We start from the raw sequence: 16,941 nt of genomic DNA, 5'->3' as shown, positions 1-16,941 counted from the left end.
GTCTAGCTAAGAAAGAGCTGGCTTTGCTTCGGCCAGCTCCGTGTGACGCACTATTGATTAATACAAAACCGTAATCGAACCACTGTAAGACTTGCCCAGCGGGCCCTTAGTGACGACGACGTAATAGTAGGTGCCCACCGGCGCGGGCTGGCCGTTGATGTCGCCGCGCCACTCATTGGCTCGGCTGTAGTTTTCGGCCGAGAAGACACGGTTGCCCCAGCGGTTGAACACGCTCACAGTGTTCTCGGGGAATTGCTCGATGAACTCAATCTGCCAGGTGTCGTCGCGGCCATCACCGTTGGGCGTGAAGGCATTGGGGATGCGGATAGGCGGACGCACAGTTACCGTAACCTGGTCAGAGTCGGCGCAGCCACCTTCGCCGGCCGATAGGGTGTAGGTGGTGGTTTCGAGGGGCGCGGCCACGGGCCGCAGCGGGTTGTTGCCGGGGAAAGTCAGACCGATAGAGGGCGTCCAGGTAACAGGGTAGTTGCCATCGGCGCGGCCTTCCAGCACCACGGACGTGCCAGCCAGAATCTCCTTGTCGGGGCCAGCATCCACATCAACCGGCGGCAGAATGCGCACCGTTATGCCATTGGAAACCACCGTGACCTGCTGTGCGCAAGCGTTGATTGTGCGCAGGCGCAGCGTCACGATTTGGCCTTCGCGCAGCGTGGTGCTAGTGAAAACCGGGCCCGTGGCGCCGGCCACGTCGTTGCCATTAACCTGCCACTGGTATTCGGGAGCCGGGCCGGCCTCGGTCACGCTCGCGATGCTGAACGTAAGCGGCGCGCCCAGGCACACCGCACCGCCCGGCTGCACGGCAATAGCCAGCGTGGGCAACGGTGTGGGTGTGCGCGTCACCGTGACTGAGGCCACGGTTGGACCCGTGCTGCACAGCCCCGCCGTGGGCGTTACTTCCACGCGTACAACATCGCCGGTAACCAGCGTGCTACTGCTGAATGTGGGCCCACTAGCTACAGCCACGTTGTTGACAAACCATTGGAATGTGGGGGCAGGGCCCGCGTTGGTGGCTACGGCCGTGAAGTTCAGGGCAGTGCCGGGGCACTGCACGGGCGGGGGCGTCAGGCTTACCGTGGGCGTCACGACGGGCTGCACTTGCATCGTCACCACGTTGGAAACCGCCGTTGAGCAGGTACCGGTACCCGAAGTCACCTGGCGCCGGAAGTACGTGGTGGCCGTGAGCGGGCCGGGCGCAAAAGTCGCGCTGGTAGCGCCACCTACAGCAGTCCAGTTAATGTTATCGGCCGACGATTCCCATTGGTAGGCAAACGTGCCCGTGCCGCCGCTGGCCCCGGCCGTGCTGGTTAGGGGCGCTGGTGCGGTGCCGGAACAAATGACCTGGTCGGCTGCAATGCTGCCAGCCGTCAGGGCGGGCAACACCGTCACAACAACGGAGGCCGTAAACTCCGGCCCGCAAGGCCCTGAGGTTACCCGACGGCGGAAGTAGGTGGTAGACGTAACCACTCCGGGTGCATAACCCGCGCCGGTAGCGCCGGCAATGGCCGTCCAGTTCGCGTTGTTTCCCGATGATTCCCACTGGTAACTGTAGCTGCCGGTGCCGCCGCTGGCCCCAGCCGTGCTGGTGAGGGAAGCAGGCGTAGCGCCCGGGCACACCGTCTGGTCGGTGCCAATGGTGCCGGCTACCAGCGTCGGGGCTACGGTAATGGTAATGACATTGGACACGACCGGGGCGCAGGCGCTAACCGAAGTTGCTTGGCGCCGGAAGTAGGTAGTCGCATTCAACTGGCCCGGTGCGTACGTCGAGGCGCTGGCCCCACCAATCGGCGTCCAGGTATTGTTGTCTAGCGAGGACTCCCATTGATAAACGATGTTGCCCGCGCCGCCGGCCTCGCTGGTGCTGGTGAGAGGGGCCGGTGCGGTGCCAGCACAAATGTTTTGGTTGGTCGCAATGACGCCGGCAGTCAGCACCGGCAACACCGTAATGGCGACAGGCGGCGAAAATTCCGGACCGCAAGGCGCTGAGGTTACGCGGCGGCGGAAAAAGGTGCTGACCGTGAGCATGCCAGGTGCGTAGTCGGCACTAGTGGCACCGGGAATAGCAGTCCAGGTGCTATTATCGAGCGAGGACTCCCACTGATAAGCGAACGTGCCGGTGCCACCCGTAGCCGGGGCAGTGCTCGTGAGCGGTGCCGCAGCACTGCCAATGCACACCGTTTGGGCAGCAGCGATGGTGCCAGCCGTAAGCGCCGGGGTTACGGTGATGGTAACTACATTGGAAAAGACTGGGGCACAGGCACTGCCCGAGCTAGCCCGGCGCCGGAAATAAGTAGTGGCGCCCAACTGGCCGGGCGCCAACGTTGCCCCGGTAGCCCCGCCAATGGGCGTCCAGTTCGTGTTATCGGCTGATGCTTCCCACTGATAATCGATGCTTCCTGAGCCGCCCGTGGCCGGGGTCTCGCTGGTGAGGGGAGTAGCAGGAGTGCCAGCGCAAAGCGCTTGGTTGGCCGCAATGCTGCCGGGTGCTAAGGAAGGTACTACGGTTATGGTAACTACATTGGAAAAGACCGGGGCACAAGCACTGCCCGAGCTAGCCCGGCGCCGGAAATAAGTAGTGGCGCCCAACTGGCCGGGCGCCAACGTTGCACCAGTGGCCCCGCTAATCGGTGCCCAGGTTGTGTTATCCGCGGATGCTTCCCACTGGTAGTCGTAGGTGCCCGTACCGCCCGTGGCTGGCGCGGTGCTGGTGAGCGGTGCTACGGGGCTGCCAGCGCACACGGTTTGGTCGGCGGCAATGGTGCCGGCCGTCAGAGCTGGGAGGACAGTAATCGCTACCGAAGCAGTGAAGGTGGGGGTGCAATAAGGGCCTGAGAGGTCGGGCAAGAGCAATTGAACACGCCGCCGGAAAAAAGTCTGGCCGGGCGGCAGCGTGGCTGCTGGCTGGTAGGTTGGCCCGGTGGCCGCGCCAGGGGCATTCGTCCAAGTAGCGTTATCCGTCGACGTTTCCCACTGGTAAACGAGCGGCAGAGCGGCATCGCTCGAAGCATTGGTAGCACTGGTAAGAAGGGCAGGCGTTTGACCGGCGCACAGCGTCTGCGGGCTGGCAATGCCACCCGGATTCGGCAAATCTGGCACCTGAATAATGCCCGAGCTTTCGCGACAAAAACACTCGGTTGTGATGCGCAGCGTTACGGTGTAGTTGCCGGGCGTGGCGTAAGTATGAACGGGATTCTCTTGGGTTGAGGTAGTGCCGTCGCCAAACGTCCAGGAATAGGTCTTATTATCGAAGTCAATGGGCGGGGCCCTGAAGGTAATTTGCCGACATCCCGTTATCTGCGCACTGGGCCCCACGCGCAAGAGGGAGCTTTGGTTGAAGTTAACCAGGCCCAGGCCACTTAAGCGGCCACCTAACTGCAGGCTGTCGTCGGCGTAGCCGACCTTGGCCCCTAGCGAGTCGGGGTAGGGAATGAAGCCCAGCGCGGGCTGGTTGTCGCGGGCCACGTAAATCTTACCATCAGGCGCGGCCTGCATCGAGCCCAGGTCGACGGGGGTTTTCTGCTTGAGCGGAATATCCTCCTTCGTAACCGGCCCGTTGCCACTGATATCGAACTGCAGCAGCTTGGGCGGGTTATTCACCGTGGCGTAGAGATAGCTACCGGGCGAAAAACTCACCCCATAGTATTTACCGGCGCCGCTATCCACGATGAACGGAACCTGAGGGTTGGCGCTTACTTGGCCCGAGCCAGTGTCAAACCCAAACAGTTCGACAGTGCTGCTGCTGTCGCCCACCACTTCGCTGTAGCGGGCCAGGGCCAACCGCTGGCCATCGGGGGTCACCTTCATCTGACCTTTGTAGCCCAGGGCTGCCACACTCCGCGTGTGCAAGCTGCCGACGGCCGAAATAATGGGGGTAGGCTGTACCCCGGCCACCGTAACGCGGTAGGCCAGAAAAGCATCGCCCCGGTTGTTATTGCCGGTCTTGGCATCGCCCCAGCCGTGGGTGATAACCCAGATATCGCAGCCGTTTTTATGGAACACGCCCGTTATTTTCTCCGCCGTGCCGCGGACCAGGGCCGTGTTTTTGGTAGCAAGTATGACGGTGCCCGGCCCACCGCCCGCGGGAATCTCTATTTCCGAGTAGCTCAGGCCCACGGTGTCTTTCAGGGTGAAGAGCAGGTAACGCATCGGTTGGCCCGGCAGAACTATGCCCGGCTTCTTAATGGGCAGGGGGCCGTCGGTGGTGAAGCGGTTGCCCGCCAATCCCGTGCCGTTGGTCATCACGGTGCCGTCCCCGTTCCAAACGGTTTCGCCGTTGCTATAAAAGAGAATATTCCCGTCCTTATCCGACATCACCCCTGAGCCGGCGGGGGCATCCATGGCCCCATTAGTGAGCACCTTCGGAAGGGAGTCATTAGAGGCTTGGTTGAAGTCCAGCCCCGCCTTGAAGCCAAAGTACCAGGTGTTGGCAAACTTCTCATCGGCCGCGCACTCCGGGGGGGACTGTCCTTGGGCAAAGGCCGAGGTAGCCGCGCCGCTCAGCAACAGGAGCAGCAGTGTGAGCAGCCAGCCAGTGGCCAGCCGCACCCGTCCGGCCGTTCGGCCGGTTTCAGACAAATGAAAGGAAAAAACGCTGGTACTAGATGGGGCAGGATGCGATAGCTCTGCGGGCATAGTCGGGCGAGTAAGTGGGCGGACAGGTAGGGCAGGTACTTCAAAATGAAAAGTACCGCTCCCGCCCTAAAGAAAAGGGCCTGGTGGCTTACTATTGCTAAAAAGCGTTTGCCAAAAAGCTTTGCCAGCCGGTTCTAGTAAAGCTACGCACTACCAGCCACGTTTGTGCAAGGCAATGTCGGAATAGTAATGAAGGCCGGCACCAACCACCGGTTTTGGTGCTGCATGGCCAAGCAGCCTCTGGAGTCTGTTCTAACGCTCGCCGGTTTCCTAAATATTTGGCCTCTATACCCTGCTAGGGGGTTTTTGTGCAATCCATCACGCTTGCAAACGGACACCGGATGACCACGACGGGCCATAAAACGGTGAAACTGTCTCAGTAATCTTAGCAAAGCGTTTTAAAGCCAAAACAACATTTTAATCATTGTTTATGCACCTAATTCGCCCGGCCACGGCCGTACCGGAAGCGGGTCGGGGCAGTGTGCCAACAACTCAGTCACGGTCAGGCCCAGCTGCGGATGACGCAGCGCTTTAGCAATCTCGGCCAGTGGCACTAACGCAAAACGGCGTTCGGGCAGCCGCGGGTGCGGAATGGTGAGGTCAGGCGATTCAATTACTTGCCTACCATGGAAAAGAATGTCGACATCAAGTGTGCGGCTGCCCCATTGCTCCACGCGCCGACGGCCGGCCTGCTGCTCGGCCGCTTGGCAGGCCGCTAGCAATTCTTCGGGCCGCAGCCACGTACGCACGGCAAGGGCTTGGTTCAGGAAAGCAGGCTGGTTTTCACGGCCCCAGGCAGCGGTTTCGTAGAGGCCCGACTGCGCCACGATATCGCCGGCGGTGGTGGCCAGTTCTTGACGAGCCGCAGCAAGTAGCGCGGCGCGGTTGCCGAGGTTACTGCCCAGCAGCAGATAGGCCAAGGTAGGCGAAGTGGGTGCACCGAAACTCACGCCTGGCGATGGAAAAAGTCGGCGGTGCGTTCAGCAATGAAGCGTGCCGTTTCGGGCAGAGTAGTTTCGGGCCAGGGGTGGGCGCCGCCAAACATATGGCCCGCCCCAGGCACGAGCAGCAATTCGGCGTTGGGCTTTAGCTCGTGCAGGGTATGGGCGGCATTTACGGGCACGGTTCCGTCCTCATCGCCGTGAACGAGCAGCAGGGGCTGGCGCAGTCGGCGGCGCACGTTGTGCGGGATATCGAGCCGCGGGCGGTTGGCGATGTAGTCTTCCACAATTTGATACTGCAGGGGCAACTGCTGGCCGGTGCGTAGGTTGGGCACGTGCAGGATGCCGGTGCGCTGCCACTCCTCGAGCATGGGCTGGGGCCAGCGCTGGTCTACGTCGGCAATGCCGGCCCAGGTAGCCACGGCGCGCACGCGCGGGTCTTCGGCCGCTTTCAGCAGCACCAGGCCGCCTCCGCGGCTGTGGCCGACTAGGTAGAGGCGGCTCAGGTCCATTTCCGGGGCGGGCACGGGCGTGGCATCGGGCGTGAACAGGGCGTCGATGAGCTGGCCAATGTCATCGAGCTCAATGCTGAAATTGTTGCGGCCAAAGGCGTCAAGGTCTTCCAGGTCGCCGGTGCCGCCCACCACGATGCCGTTGTGCGAGAGGTTTAGTTTTACGAACACAAACCCACGCTCCGCAAAAAAATCGGCGAGCAAGGGAAAGTGGCCCCAGTCCTTGAACCCCTTGAAACCGTGCACGAAAACGACCACTGCTTTAGGCTGGCCAGTGGCTTGATAAGTGGCGTCGGCTTCGAAAGCCCGACCGTGGTGCGTGCCGGTGAGTAGAAAAGGCGAGTGAATGAGCATAGGCGAAGGTAGGGGAGAGGCTAGCCAAACAGTCGTTCCAATGGTTACAATCGGCAACCAGGGCGAAAAGTTGGGAGCCGGCAGGTCGGCCTCTCCACTGTTCTGCCGTATCATTGTCGCCGCAATGCCCCATACTCCGACCTTCTCCCTCGACCAAATTCAGGCCCCCATCGCGGCCGAAATGGAAGAGTTTGAACACAAGTTCCGCCAGTCGATGCGCACCAAAGTGCTGCTGCTCGACAAGATAATGGGGTACATTGTGAAGCGGAAGGGTAAGCAAATCCGGCCGATGTTCGTGTTTCTCACGGCCCGGGCGGCGCGGCCCGAGCCCGCCACCAACGAGCCTCTGCCAGAGTCGTCATTTCGCGGTGCGGCGCTTATCGAGCTGCTGCATACTGCCACTCTCGTGCACGACGATGTGGTGGACGAAAGCAACTACCGCCGGGGCTTCTTCTCCATTAATGCGCTGTGGAAGAACAAGATTGCCGTACTGGTGGGCGACTACCTGCTGTCGCGCGGCCTGCTGCTGGCCCTGGAAAACGATGATTACGACCTGCTGAAAATTGTGAGCAACGCAGTGCGGGAATTAAGCGAGGGCGAGTTGCTACAGATAGAGAAAGCGCGCAAGCTGGACATCACCGAGGACGTTTATTTCGACATCATTCGCCAAAAAACTGCTTCGCTCATTGCCTCATGCACGGCCGTGGGCGCGGCCTCCGTGGGTGCCGATAAGGAGGTGATTGAGCGGGCCCGCCTGTTTGGCGAGAAGGTGGGCATCGCCTTCCAAATCAAAGACGACTTGTTCGACTACGGTACTGCCGAAATTGGCAAGCCCGTGGGCATCGACATCAAAGAAAAGAAGATGACGCTGCCGCTGATTTATGCCCTGCAGCAGGCGTCATGGCTGGAAAAGCGCAAGGTTATCTTCAATGTGAAAAACAACGAAGGCCACCGCGACCGGGTGCAGCAGGTGATTGAATTTGTGAAGAAATCGGGCGGACTGGACTATGCCATCGCTACCATGAAGCAGTACCGGGACGAGGCCCTGGCCATCCTGCACACATTTCCGGAGTCGCCGAGCCGGACGTCGTTGGAGGAGTTGATTAACTACACGATAGAGCGGGAAAAGTAACGCAAGTCATTGCGAGGCGGAGCCGAAGTAATCCGTCCTGTTCTCAGCGACCAACCCAATGATGCGACAAAGCCCTGGCACCGCGCGGTACCAGGGCCTTGTTACATTATTGTAGTGTCTGGTTTTAACAGGACGGATTGCTTCGCTGCGCTCGCAATGACAGGCGTTACTTACTGCGCCACTTGGTAGCTTACCTCCTTGGCATCGCTCACCTTGAAGGTCACGCCATCGAACGAGCTTTCTACTTCCAAAGAATGGGTGATTTCGCAGCCGGGGCACTTTATTTCTTCAATCTCGTGGTTCTCCGCGTGCTCCACTGAGTCGGCGTGCTCGTTGGGGGCGGGTACGCCGATGAGGTCGGTAAATACTTCAGTATTACACTGTTCGCACTCGAACTTGAGGCCAACGGCGCGGCCTTGCAGGTCGGCAAGCGGAGCGGGCGAGCTGGGGTTTTGCTGAATCCACATAAGGGGAAAGGGTTAGTTTGAGGAAAGGAAGAAATGCGGCGGGCCGCACTTCGCTTGGGTTTACGCGGCTGATTTGAAAAAAGATGAATCGGCCCCGGATAGCGGTTATTTTTGGCGGCCGCACCGGGTTGCGAGTCGAAGCCAAGGATGAGCTATGGAAGCATTAAAAACTGAACAGAAAGCACAGGAAGGCTCCTTTTGCTTGCCGCGAGTACCGCGCTGGCGGTCCCTGCTGCGCTCGTTTGCGCTGGCCAAGGACCCGATGCCGGTGCTGGACATGACCCTGGCCCGCTACGGCGACACTGTGGAGCTGTTCATTGGCGGAGTGGAGAAGAGCATCCTCACCCGCGACCCGGGCCTGACGCAGCACATCCTGCAAAAAAACCACCGCAACTACGCCAAATCAAAGTTTACCCAGGGCTTTTCGCGCTACGTGGGCCACGGCCTGCTCACCAACGACGGTCCCGACTGGCTGCGCCAGCGCCGGCTGATTCAGCCGGGCTTTCACCGGCAGCGGGTGGCTGCGCTCACGGGCCTGATGCAGGAGATAACCGCCGAAACCCTGGCCCCGCTGGCTGCCCAGGCCGCTAGCGGGGGAGGTGCCCTCACCGTACCGGTGCACGAGCTGATGACCCGGCTCACTTTTCGCATTATTGCCCGCTCGGTGTTTAGTACCAACTTTCCCGAAGCCGAGCTCGACCGGCTGGCCGGGTTGATTACCGAAATTCAGGCGTTTTTCGTGCGCTCCATTCGGCAGCCCTACCTCAAGCCCTGGTTTCGGCTGCGCGGCCAGTTTCGCTACCACGACGCGCTGGCCGCCGAGCTGCGCACGCTGCTTGCCCACTACATAGCTCAGCGCCAGCAGGCCAACCAAGCGCCCAACGCTCCCTCGCCCGACGACCTGCTGCAAATGCTGCTCGATGTGCGCTACGAGGACACCGGCGAGCCTATGACCCCCGACCGGGTGCTCGACGAAGCCCTCATCCTGCTCATTGCCGGCCACGAAACCAGCGCCAACGCCCTCACCTGGCTTACGTACCTGCTGGCCCACCACCCCGAAGAAGCCACCCGCATCCGCACCGAAATGGACACGGTGCTGGCCGGCCGCATGCCCATGTTTGAAGACCTCCCGCGCCTAGGCAAAGCCCTCTACGCCGTGCAGGAAGCCATGCGCCATTACCCACCCGCCTGGATGGTAGACCGCGTGGCCCTGGCCGACGATACCTACAACGGCCTGCGCATCCCGAAGGGCACGCTGTTCTCGCTCTACTTCTACGGCCTGCACCACGACGAAAAATATTGGGACTCCCCTAAAGAATTTCGGCCGGTGCGCTTCGCACCCGGGCAGGCGCGGCCCGTTCAGCCCTTCGCCTACGTCCCCTTTGGGGGCGGGCCGCGCCTGTGCATCGGCATGCAGTTCGCCCTTACCGAGATGCAGCTTGTGACCTTGGAGCTGCTCCGGCAGTTTGAGATAGAATGGGTGGACGGTCAGGCGCCCGTGACCATGCAGCCGCTCATCACGCTACGTCCTCGCACTGATTTTCAGGTGCGCCTGCGGTTGCGCAGTTGATGGTGCTGGCGCGGAACTTCACGCGAAGGAACCACACCCCTGCCGGGCACGGCCCCGGCCCCTCTCCCGCGGAGAGGGGAGCCACGGCGGCGCGTCTGTCATTGCGAGGAGGCACGACGAAGCAATCCGTTCTGTAAAAACCAGACACGTCAATGAGACGAAAAGCCCCGGCACTGCGCAGTGCCGGGGCTTTGTCACTTCTCAGAGTTAGTCGCTTAGAATAGGACAGATTGCCGCGCTGCGCTCGCAATGACAAGCGCCTTCAGCATAGCGTCAGGCTCCCTTCTCTTTTGGAGAGGGGTCGGGGCCGTGCCCGGCAGGGGTGAGGTTCCCACGGCAGGGTGCCACCCTTACGACTTCAAATGATAAGTAAGCACTGGCGGGAAAGCACTGGTAGCCACCGTTTCAGCGATGCTCGTTTGCAGGAGGCGGCTCAGGCCGGTGCGGGCGTGGGTTGGAATTACCACCAGGTCGGCTTTTACCTGCTGCGCAAACTGCTCGATGCCAGTGGAGGTACGGACTGCGTTCACGACATCAATCTTGTAGTTGGTTAGCCCAACGCGTTCGGCAAACACCTGAATGTGCTGCTCCGCGGTGGTGCCGTCGGTATTGGAGGCGACATAGAGCAGGTGCAGCGTGGCGTTGGGGAAGGCGGCCACTACCTGGCGCAGGCCTTCGATGGCTGCGGCCGCCTCTTCGGTGAAGTCGGAGGGGAACACGATGTTGCGCACGTCGAAACCGCTTTGCGGGTGCTTCACGCTTAGCACCGGGCAGGGCGCCAGGCGAATGATACGCTCGGTGTTGGAGCCGACAAAAAAGCCTTCTATGGCGCCGTGGCCCTGGGCACCCATTACCACCAGGTCGATGTCGTATTTCTCAACGGCAGTCAGGATGCCAGTGCCAATGCGCGATACTTCCACCGTGTCCTGCACCGATACGCCGGGGACCAGGGTCGCGGCCTCTTCCTTGAGCTGGTGCATCCGGCGCTTGGTCACCTCCATGAGCTTGATGGTGAACAGCTGGTCCATTCCACCGGTGCTGTTGGGCAGCTCGGCGCCGTTCACGGGCCCGCCAAAGGTGCTGAAGTTGGGCGTAGCCGACTCTGGCGCTTCAAGCACGTGCAGCAGGGTGACACTACCACCCGTTTGCTGGGCCAACTGCAGCGCTACCTCGTACGCATGGTGCGATTCGGCAGAGAAATCGGTGGGGACGAGAATGTTTTTCATCGGTAAAAGAAGAGAGGTGAAACAGGCAAAACGCCATAAACATCTATTCTCTTACGCGTATTTACCGTTTTGGGTAAGCTGCTGCATATCGCAGCTAGTGCATCATTATGAATATGTTCCCTCAAGCGCAAGCGGTGGAGGTGCTATAATTTCGGGCTCACTACCTGAACAGCATGCGTCGGACCGTAGCTTAACGATGCCAGTACCGGGTGGGCGTTTCTGGCGTCCCGGCACCGGCAGCCGCTACTGAAAATGGTAGGTGAGTACCGGCGGAAAAGCATGGGTAGCCACGGCTTCGGCTACGCTGGGCCGCAGCCAGGTGCTCAGGCCCGAGCGGCCGTGTGTGGGCATCACCACCCAGTCAGAATGCACGCTTTGGGCATATTGCTCGATGCCGGTGCTGGTGCGGTCGGCCTCTACCACGGCCGGCTGCCAGTTGGTGAGCTGGTGCTTGCGGGCAAACTCCTGAATTTGCTCTTGCTGCTGGCTAGGCTCGGTGTGGTGCCCCACCATCACTTGCAGCAGATGAAGCTTGGCATTTGGGAAAACGGCCTGCACTTGGCGCAAGCCCTCAAGCGCGCCTTCCGGATTGCCCGAAAAATCGAAGGGGAACACAATGTTGCGCACCTCAAGCTGCTCGTGCTCGTGCTTCACGGTAAGCACCGGGCAGGGCGCCAGGCGAATGATACGCTCGGTGGTTGAGCTCACAAAGAAGTGCTGAATGCCGCTATGCTCGCGGGCCCCCATCACCACCAGGTCGATGCCATACTTCTGAATGACCCGCAGAATGCCCTCGCCCACCGCGCCGGTCCTCACGGTGTGCCGAACTGACACCCCCGGCGCGCGCAGCGCGGCTTCGTCCTGCAGGGTCTGCAGCCGGCGCTTGGTGGCCTCAATAAGCTTTATGGGGAAGATTTGGTCAAGCCCGGCGCCACCAACCGGGCCGCCCACCGTGCTGAAGCCGCCTGCGGTGTCGCCGAGTTCTTCGAGCATGTGCAGCAGCATTACGCTGCCTCCCGTGTGCCGGGCGAGCTGTAGCGCCACCTTGTAGGCGTAGTGCGCCTCAGGTGAAAAATCAGTGGGTACAAGTATATTTTTCATAACTAAAAAAGAAAGGTGAAAAATTGTAATAACCCGGCGCAGCCACTCCCCGCCATAACCTTATACGCAAGAGGGTTGCCGGCGGTAAGCCGCTGTGCGACGGGTTATTACAATTTAGCCTTTCTTTTTTAGCTATGCACTATTCTTTCAATAGTTTATCTACTTCCCGGTTGAAGCCAGCAATTTCTTCTTCGTAATATTTGCCCGTGCCAGGGCCGGCAAAACCGGTGTGAATTTTCCGAACGTTGCCCTTTTTGTCAAGGAAAATAGTGGTGGGGAAGGCCAGTACCTGCTTCAACTGGGGCAACGATTTGGCGGCCGAGTCCTTGTTGGACACGCCGGCCACCGCCAGTTCGTACTTGATGTTATAGCGCTCGCGCAGCTTGCGCAGGCGGGCCGATGCGACTTTGTAGTCGGGGCTGCGCTCGTAGCCCAGGCCGATTACTTCCACGCCGCGGTCTTTGTTTTTCTCGTACCAGGGCGCCAGGAAAGCGGTTTCGTCCATGCAGTTGGGGCACCAGGAGCCCAGCAGCTGAATTACCACCACCTTGCCCTGATAAATAGGGCTGGAAGGGGAAACCACTCCGCCCTCAAACACGCTGGGGAATTTGAAATCGAGCTTGGTTTCGCCTGCTTTGAGGGACGTCAGCGAGTAAGCGTCGGGGAGTTTGGCGTTGGGGTCGAGCACGGCGGTCCAGGTTTCGTGGCCGCCCTTGCCACTGTAAAAATCGCCTTTGAGGGTACCATCGGGCTGCTTGGTGGCCTGAAAGAGAAAGCCATGGTTGCCGTCGAACGTCGACATGCCCATGCCGCTGGGCAGCACCGAACCGGAGAGGTAGCGGTAGTCGCCAGTAGTGGTGAGGAAGGTGCCCCGGATGGCCGCCCCTTCCTGCTTGAAAACGCCAACGGCGGGGTAGGTCTTGCCCTCGTCTTCCTTAAACGTGACCCGCCAGGTGCCGTTGAAGTCCGGAGTTCCGGCCGCGGCCGCGGGCTGGGGCCGCTCGCCGAAGAGCGCTACCACCGGCAGGCGGTAGGGGGTGGCGGCGTCGTACTTCACCCAGGTGCCGGTGAGCTTGTTCTCGCCATCGGGCCGCACCACCAGCGCAGCGTCGAACACGTGCAGACGGATGGTGGCCGAGTCGCCGGCGGCCGAGATGTCGTCGCAGCGCAGCCGCTCTTCGCCGTCGAGGCCTTTGTTTACCAAGTAAACTACCGGCTTACCGTTCTCCACGGCCACGTCCATTGTAAAATTGATGGCCTTGTTCTGAGCTTTTACAAACCCATCCCAAAGGCCGGGCTTGAGGCCGGCGGGCAAGGCCGTGCCGGCAGCAGCGGCGTTGGTGTCGGTACCTTCTTTTTTAGTGGAAGAGGAATCGCAGCTGGCCAGCAGGCTCAGGCCCGCGGCGGCCGTGGCCAGCAAGCGGAGGGAAATCGTAGTCATAATAGTGCAAAAGTGCGAAGAGAATGCTGGCAGTGCCAGCCGGGGGCCACAACTGCTAATTGCATCAATAAGTTGTGCCGCTCTGCTGTTCTAATAGGGGAGAGGCTTTACTAAAGCATTGTGGCAGCAGCCCAACGCTAGCCCAAAAACCTACGTTACCTTATAGTTGTACTCTCCCAAAAGGGTATTCCCACGTTCCGGCTAGGTACAACTTAGCGCAGGTACTACATTTGCACAACCACTTTTTTTACTACTGCATCCTATGGCTTTCGACCTGGAAATGATTCGCGCCGTGTACGACGGCATGGGTTCCCGCATCGAGGCGGCCCGCGCCGCGGTGGCGCGCCCGCTCACCCTCACCGAGAAAATCCTCTACGCCCACCTCTATGGGGGCGAAGTAAAGCAAGCTTTCGAGCGCGGCGTTACCTACGTCGATTTTGCCCCCGACCGGGTGGCCATGCAGGATGCCACGGCTCAAATGGCTCTGCTCCAGTTCATGCAGGCTGGCAAGCCCACGGCTGCCGTGCCCAGCACTGTGCACTGCGACCACCTCATTCAGGCCAAAGACGGCGCCACGCCCGACCTCGCCGAAGCCAACACCGAAAACAAGGAAGTGTACGACTTCCTGGCCTCGGTTTCCAATAAATACGGCATCGGCTTCTGGAAGCCCGGCGCCGGCATTATTCACCAGGTGGTGCTCGAGAACTACGCCTTCCCCGGCGGCATGATGATTGGCACCGACTCGCACACCCCCAACGCGGGCGGCTTGGGCATGATTGCCATTGGCGTAGGCGGCGCCGACGCCGTTGACGTAATGGCTGGCATGGCTTGGGAATTGAAATTTCCCAAGGTGATTGGCGTGAAGCTGACCGGCAAGCTCAGCGGCTGGACGGCTCCCAAAGACGTTATTCTGAAAGTAGCTGGCATCCTGACCGTGAAAGGCGGCACGGGTGCCATCGTGGAGTACTTCGGCGAAGGTGCCGAAGCCATGAGCTGCACCGGCAAAGCCACCATCTGCAACATGGGTGCTGAAATCGGGGCTACGACCTCGGTGTTCAACTACGACGAGAAAATGGCTGAGTACCTGCGCGGCACCGGCCGCGCCGACATCGCCGACGCTGCTTCCGCTGTAGCCGAGCACCTGCGTGCTGATGACGAAGTGTATGCCCAGCCCGAGCGTTTTTACGACCAGCTCATCGAAATCAACCTATCCGAGCTGGAGCCGCACGTAAACGGCCCCTTCACGCCAGACGCAGCCTGGCCCATCTCGGAGTTCGCCGCTGCTGTGCGCGAGCACGGCTGGCCCGCTAAGCTGGAAGTAGGCCTCATCGGCTCCTGCACCAACTCGAGCTACGAAGACATCACCCGCGCCGCTTCCATCGCCGCTCAGGCCGTGGAAAAAGGCCTGCACGTGAACGCTGAGTTCACCATCACGCCCGGCTCGGAGCTGGTGCGCTACACGGTGGCCCGCGACGGCCTCCTCGATACGTTTGCCGAAATGGGCGGCGTGGTGCTCGCCAACGCCTGCGGTCCGTGCATCGGTCAGTGGGCCCGTCACACCGACGACCCTAAGCGCAAGAACTCCATCATCACGAGCTTCAACCGCAACTTCGCCAAGCGCAACGACGGCAACCCGAACACCCACGCCTTCGTGGCCTCGCCCGAAATCGTGACGGCCTTCGCCATTGCCGGCGACCTGACCTTCAACCCCCTCACCGACACGCTGCCTGGTACCAACGGCCCCGTGAAGCTCGACGAGCCCCAGGGCGTGGAGATGCCGCCCCGCGGCTTCGCCGTGGAGGATGCCGGCTTCCAGGCGCCCGCTGCCGATGGCAGCACGGTGCAGGTATTGGTAAGCCCTTCGTCTGACCGTCTTGAACTGCTCGAACCCTTCAAGCCTTGGGAAGGCACCGACCTGAAAGGGTTGCGCCTCCTCATCAAGGCCCAGGGCAAGTGCACCACCGACCACATTTCGATGGCCGGCCCGTGGTTGAAATACCGCGGCCACTTGGACAACATCTCTAACAACATGCTCATCGGAGCCACCAACGCCTTCAATGGCAAGGCCAACGAGGTGCGGGAGTTTGTGACCCAGGGCGACGGCACCACCACCGTACCGCAGGCTGCCCGCTCCTACAAGAGCATGGGCATCGGCACCGTGGTAGTGGGCGATGAAAACTACGGCGAAGGCTCCTCCCGCGAGCACGCCGCCATGGAGCCCCGCCACCTGGGCGTGCGCGCCGTGATTGTGAAGAGCTTCGCGCGTATCCACGAAACCAACCTGAAGAAGCAAGGCATGCTGGCCCTCACCTTCGCCAACAAGGCCGATTACGACCTGATTGAAGAAGAGGACACCATCGACATCCTCGGCCTGACCAACTTCACGCCCGGCGAACCCCTGCAGGCCCGTCTGCACCACGCCGACGGCGACACCGACCTCATCACCCTCAACCACACCTACAACCAGGGTCAAATTGAGTGGTTCAAAGCCGGCTCGGCCCTGAACTTGATTCGGTTGAAGGAAAGTGGCTCTGCTCAGATGTCGCAGAAGTAGTTTCTTCGTTTTAGAAGCGTAAGCAACAACGGCCGCCCCAGGAATCTGGGGCGGCCGTTTTGGTTTCTGACAAGCTGCGCTCTGTTCTACAAATCAATTTTCGTATGAGTCATAGCGATAACAGCAAGGCTTTTAAATGGATAATTATCGTAAGCAGCATGGCCTTGTTTGCCATTTCGTTGACGCAGTATGCCTACTGCACTGAGGCGGACCAGAATGGGGAATGCACACAGGCAGTTAGTGTTTTGCTAGTGGGATGGCTGGGGATAGTTGGAGGGGGAGTTGCACTCACTTGGTTTGCCAATCCATTCTTGCTCCTATCTTGGATGTTGGCTTTGAATTTCACCAAATTTGCAGTGCTTACGAGCGGCTTTGCATTGCTACTGATGCTTTCATTCCTGGCTTTTAGAGAAGTGATGGTCAACGAGGCAGGAGGCTATTCGAAAATTGCTGAAACTTGCTCAGGGTATTGGTTATGGATAGCAAGTGCGTTGGTAATGCTTGTCGGTAATCTTATAGTTATGCGCAAGGAAACCAATAGGGCAGCCGCGACAATTTAGTTGCTTGTTCCGTTAAGGCCCGAGGGCATTACGGTAGGCCTTCCCCGAAATGGCGCGAGTTTAGCATAGCATAACTGGTGACTAATCATGACGTGGGGCTGAGCCTCCATTGCGGCACGACCGGTTTTTACTTAGAGGCCTAAGTAACAACGGCCGCCCCATAATACTGAGGTGGCCGTTTTTATGTAATTCTGGGCATCAACGTTTGACGGAACTTCTTTTATGGAATAAGTTTACTCGGTTTGCGCCGCTGAAAACGTCCCACTTAAAGTGGTGCCGGTAAAGGAGGCAGCAAATGTGCCATCCGCAAATTTGGTGATAGTATTATTAACAGCACTCCCTTTGATAGAATTTCCGGCAGTGGTCTAAGTTAAGGTGGTATTGTGATTGTCGATGACAATTTTAATTCGCGCGGAGTGCATGGCCAATGACT

At 59.9% G+C, this 16,941-nt stretch carries 11 protein-coding genes; 4 read left to right on the top strand and 7 right to left on the bottom strand.

What is annotated here, in order from left to right; genetic code table 11:
- Window positions 1–57: 57 nt before the first annotated feature.
- The 3 genes from ACP7AJ_RS19870 to ACP7AJ_RS19860 all read right to left on the bottom strand — a co-directional run bounded on the left by ACP7AJ_RS19870 (window position 58) and on the right by ACP7AJ_RS19860 (window position 6,457).
- Window positions 58–4,593 (bottom strand): gliding motility-associated C-terminal domain-containing protein, encoded by a 4,536-nt coding sequence (locus ACP7AJ_RS19870; RefSeq protein ID WP_426061951.1) that lies wholly within the window; start codon window positions 4,591–4,593, stop codon window positions 58–60.
- A 485-nt stretch (window positions 4,594–5,078) separates the two neighbouring features.
- Entirely contained in the window at window positions 5,079–5,600 is a 522-nt protein-coding gene (folK, locus tag ACP7AJ_RS19865) for a 2-amino-4-hydroxy-6-hydroxymethyldihydropteridine diphosphokinase (protein WP_426061950.1), read from the bottom strand.
- The gene (locus ACP7AJ_RS19860; protein ID WP_426061949.1) at window positions 5,597–6,457 is read right to left on the bottom strand and encodes an alpha/beta hydrolase family protein; all 861 of its coding nucleotides are present in this window, start codon (window positions 6,455–6,457) and stop codon (window positions 5,597–5,599) included. The genes folK and ACP7AJ_RS19860 overlap by 4 nt, the downstream gene beginning before the upstream one ends.
- Before the next feature lie 124 nt (window positions 6,458–6,581).
- Here ACP7AJ_RS19860 and ACP7AJ_RS19855 point away from each other — a divergent pair, with 124 nt between their 5' ends.
- Window positions 6,582–7,589 carry a polyprenyl synthetase family protein gene (locus ACP7AJ_RS19855; protein ID WP_426061948.1) on the top strand — a complete coding sequence of 336 codons (1,008 nt, stop codon included), beginning with the start codon at window positions 6,582–6,584 and terminating at the stop codon, window positions 7,587–7,589.
- 170 nt (window positions 7,590–7,759) lie between these two features.
- On the opposite strand, the gene ACP7AJ_RS19850 is transcribed toward ACP7AJ_RS19855, so the two are convergent.
- Window positions 7,760–8,056, bottom strand: coding sequence for a hypothetical protein (locus ACP7AJ_RS19850; protein WP_426061947.1), 297 nt, complete (start codon window positions 8,054–8,056; stop codon window positions 7,760–7,762).
- A 154-nt stretch (window positions 8,057–8,210) separates the two neighbouring features.
- On the opposite strand from ACP7AJ_RS19850, the gene ACP7AJ_RS19845 reads away from it, so the two are divergent.
- Entirely contained in the window at window positions 8,211–9,626 is a 1,416-nt protein-coding gene (locus ACP7AJ_RS19845; protein WP_426061946.1) for a cytochrome P450, read from the top strand.
- Window positions 9,627–9,976: 350 nt separating this feature from the next.
- Here ACP7AJ_RS19845 and ACP7AJ_RS19840 read toward each other — a convergent pair whose 3' ends face one another.
- The 3 genes from ACP7AJ_RS19840 to ACP7AJ_RS19830 form a co-directional block, all read right to left on the bottom strand.
- Entirely contained in the window at window positions 9,977–10,852 is an 876-nt protein-coding gene (locus tag ACP7AJ_RS19840) for a universal stress protein (RefSeq protein WP_426061945.1), read from the bottom strand.
- 243 nt (window positions 10,853–11,095) lie between these two features.
- Window positions 11,096–11,953: a universal stress protein gene (locus ACP7AJ_RS19835; RefSeq protein ID WP_426061944.1), complete on the bottom strand. Its 858-nt coding sequence runs from the start codon at window positions 11,951–11,953 to the stop codon at window positions 11,096–11,098.
- A 139-nt stretch (window positions 11,954–12,092) separates the two neighbouring features.
- Complete coding sequence (locus ACP7AJ_RS19830; protein WP_426061943.1) at window positions 12,093–13,394, bottom strand: peroxiredoxin family protein; 1,302 nt, start codon at window positions 13,392–13,394, stop codon at window positions 12,093–12,095.
- 262 nt (window positions 13,395–13,656) lie between these two features.
- Here ACP7AJ_RS19830 and ACP7AJ_RS19825 point away from each other — a divergent pair, with 262 nt between their 5' ends.
- Entirely contained in the window at window positions 13,657–15,948 is a 2,292-nt protein-coding gene (locus ACP7AJ_RS19825) for an aconitate hydratase (protein WP_426061942.1), read from the top strand.
- A 104-nt stretch (window positions 15,949–16,052) separates the two neighbouring features.
- Entirely contained in the window at window positions 16,053–16,508 is a 456-nt protein-coding gene (locus ACP7AJ_RS19820; protein WP_426061941.1) for a hypothetical protein, read from the top strand.
- Window positions 16,509–16,941 lie beyond the last annotated feature (433 nt).

Source organism: Hymenobacter sp. B1770, assembly GCF_049896385.1.
Lineage (GTDB): Bacteria > Bacteroidota > Bacteroidia > Cytophagales > Hymenobacteraceae > Hymenobacter.
Note: the sequence above shows the minus strand (reverse complement) of the source record. Positions and strands in the feature narration are given on the sequence as shown.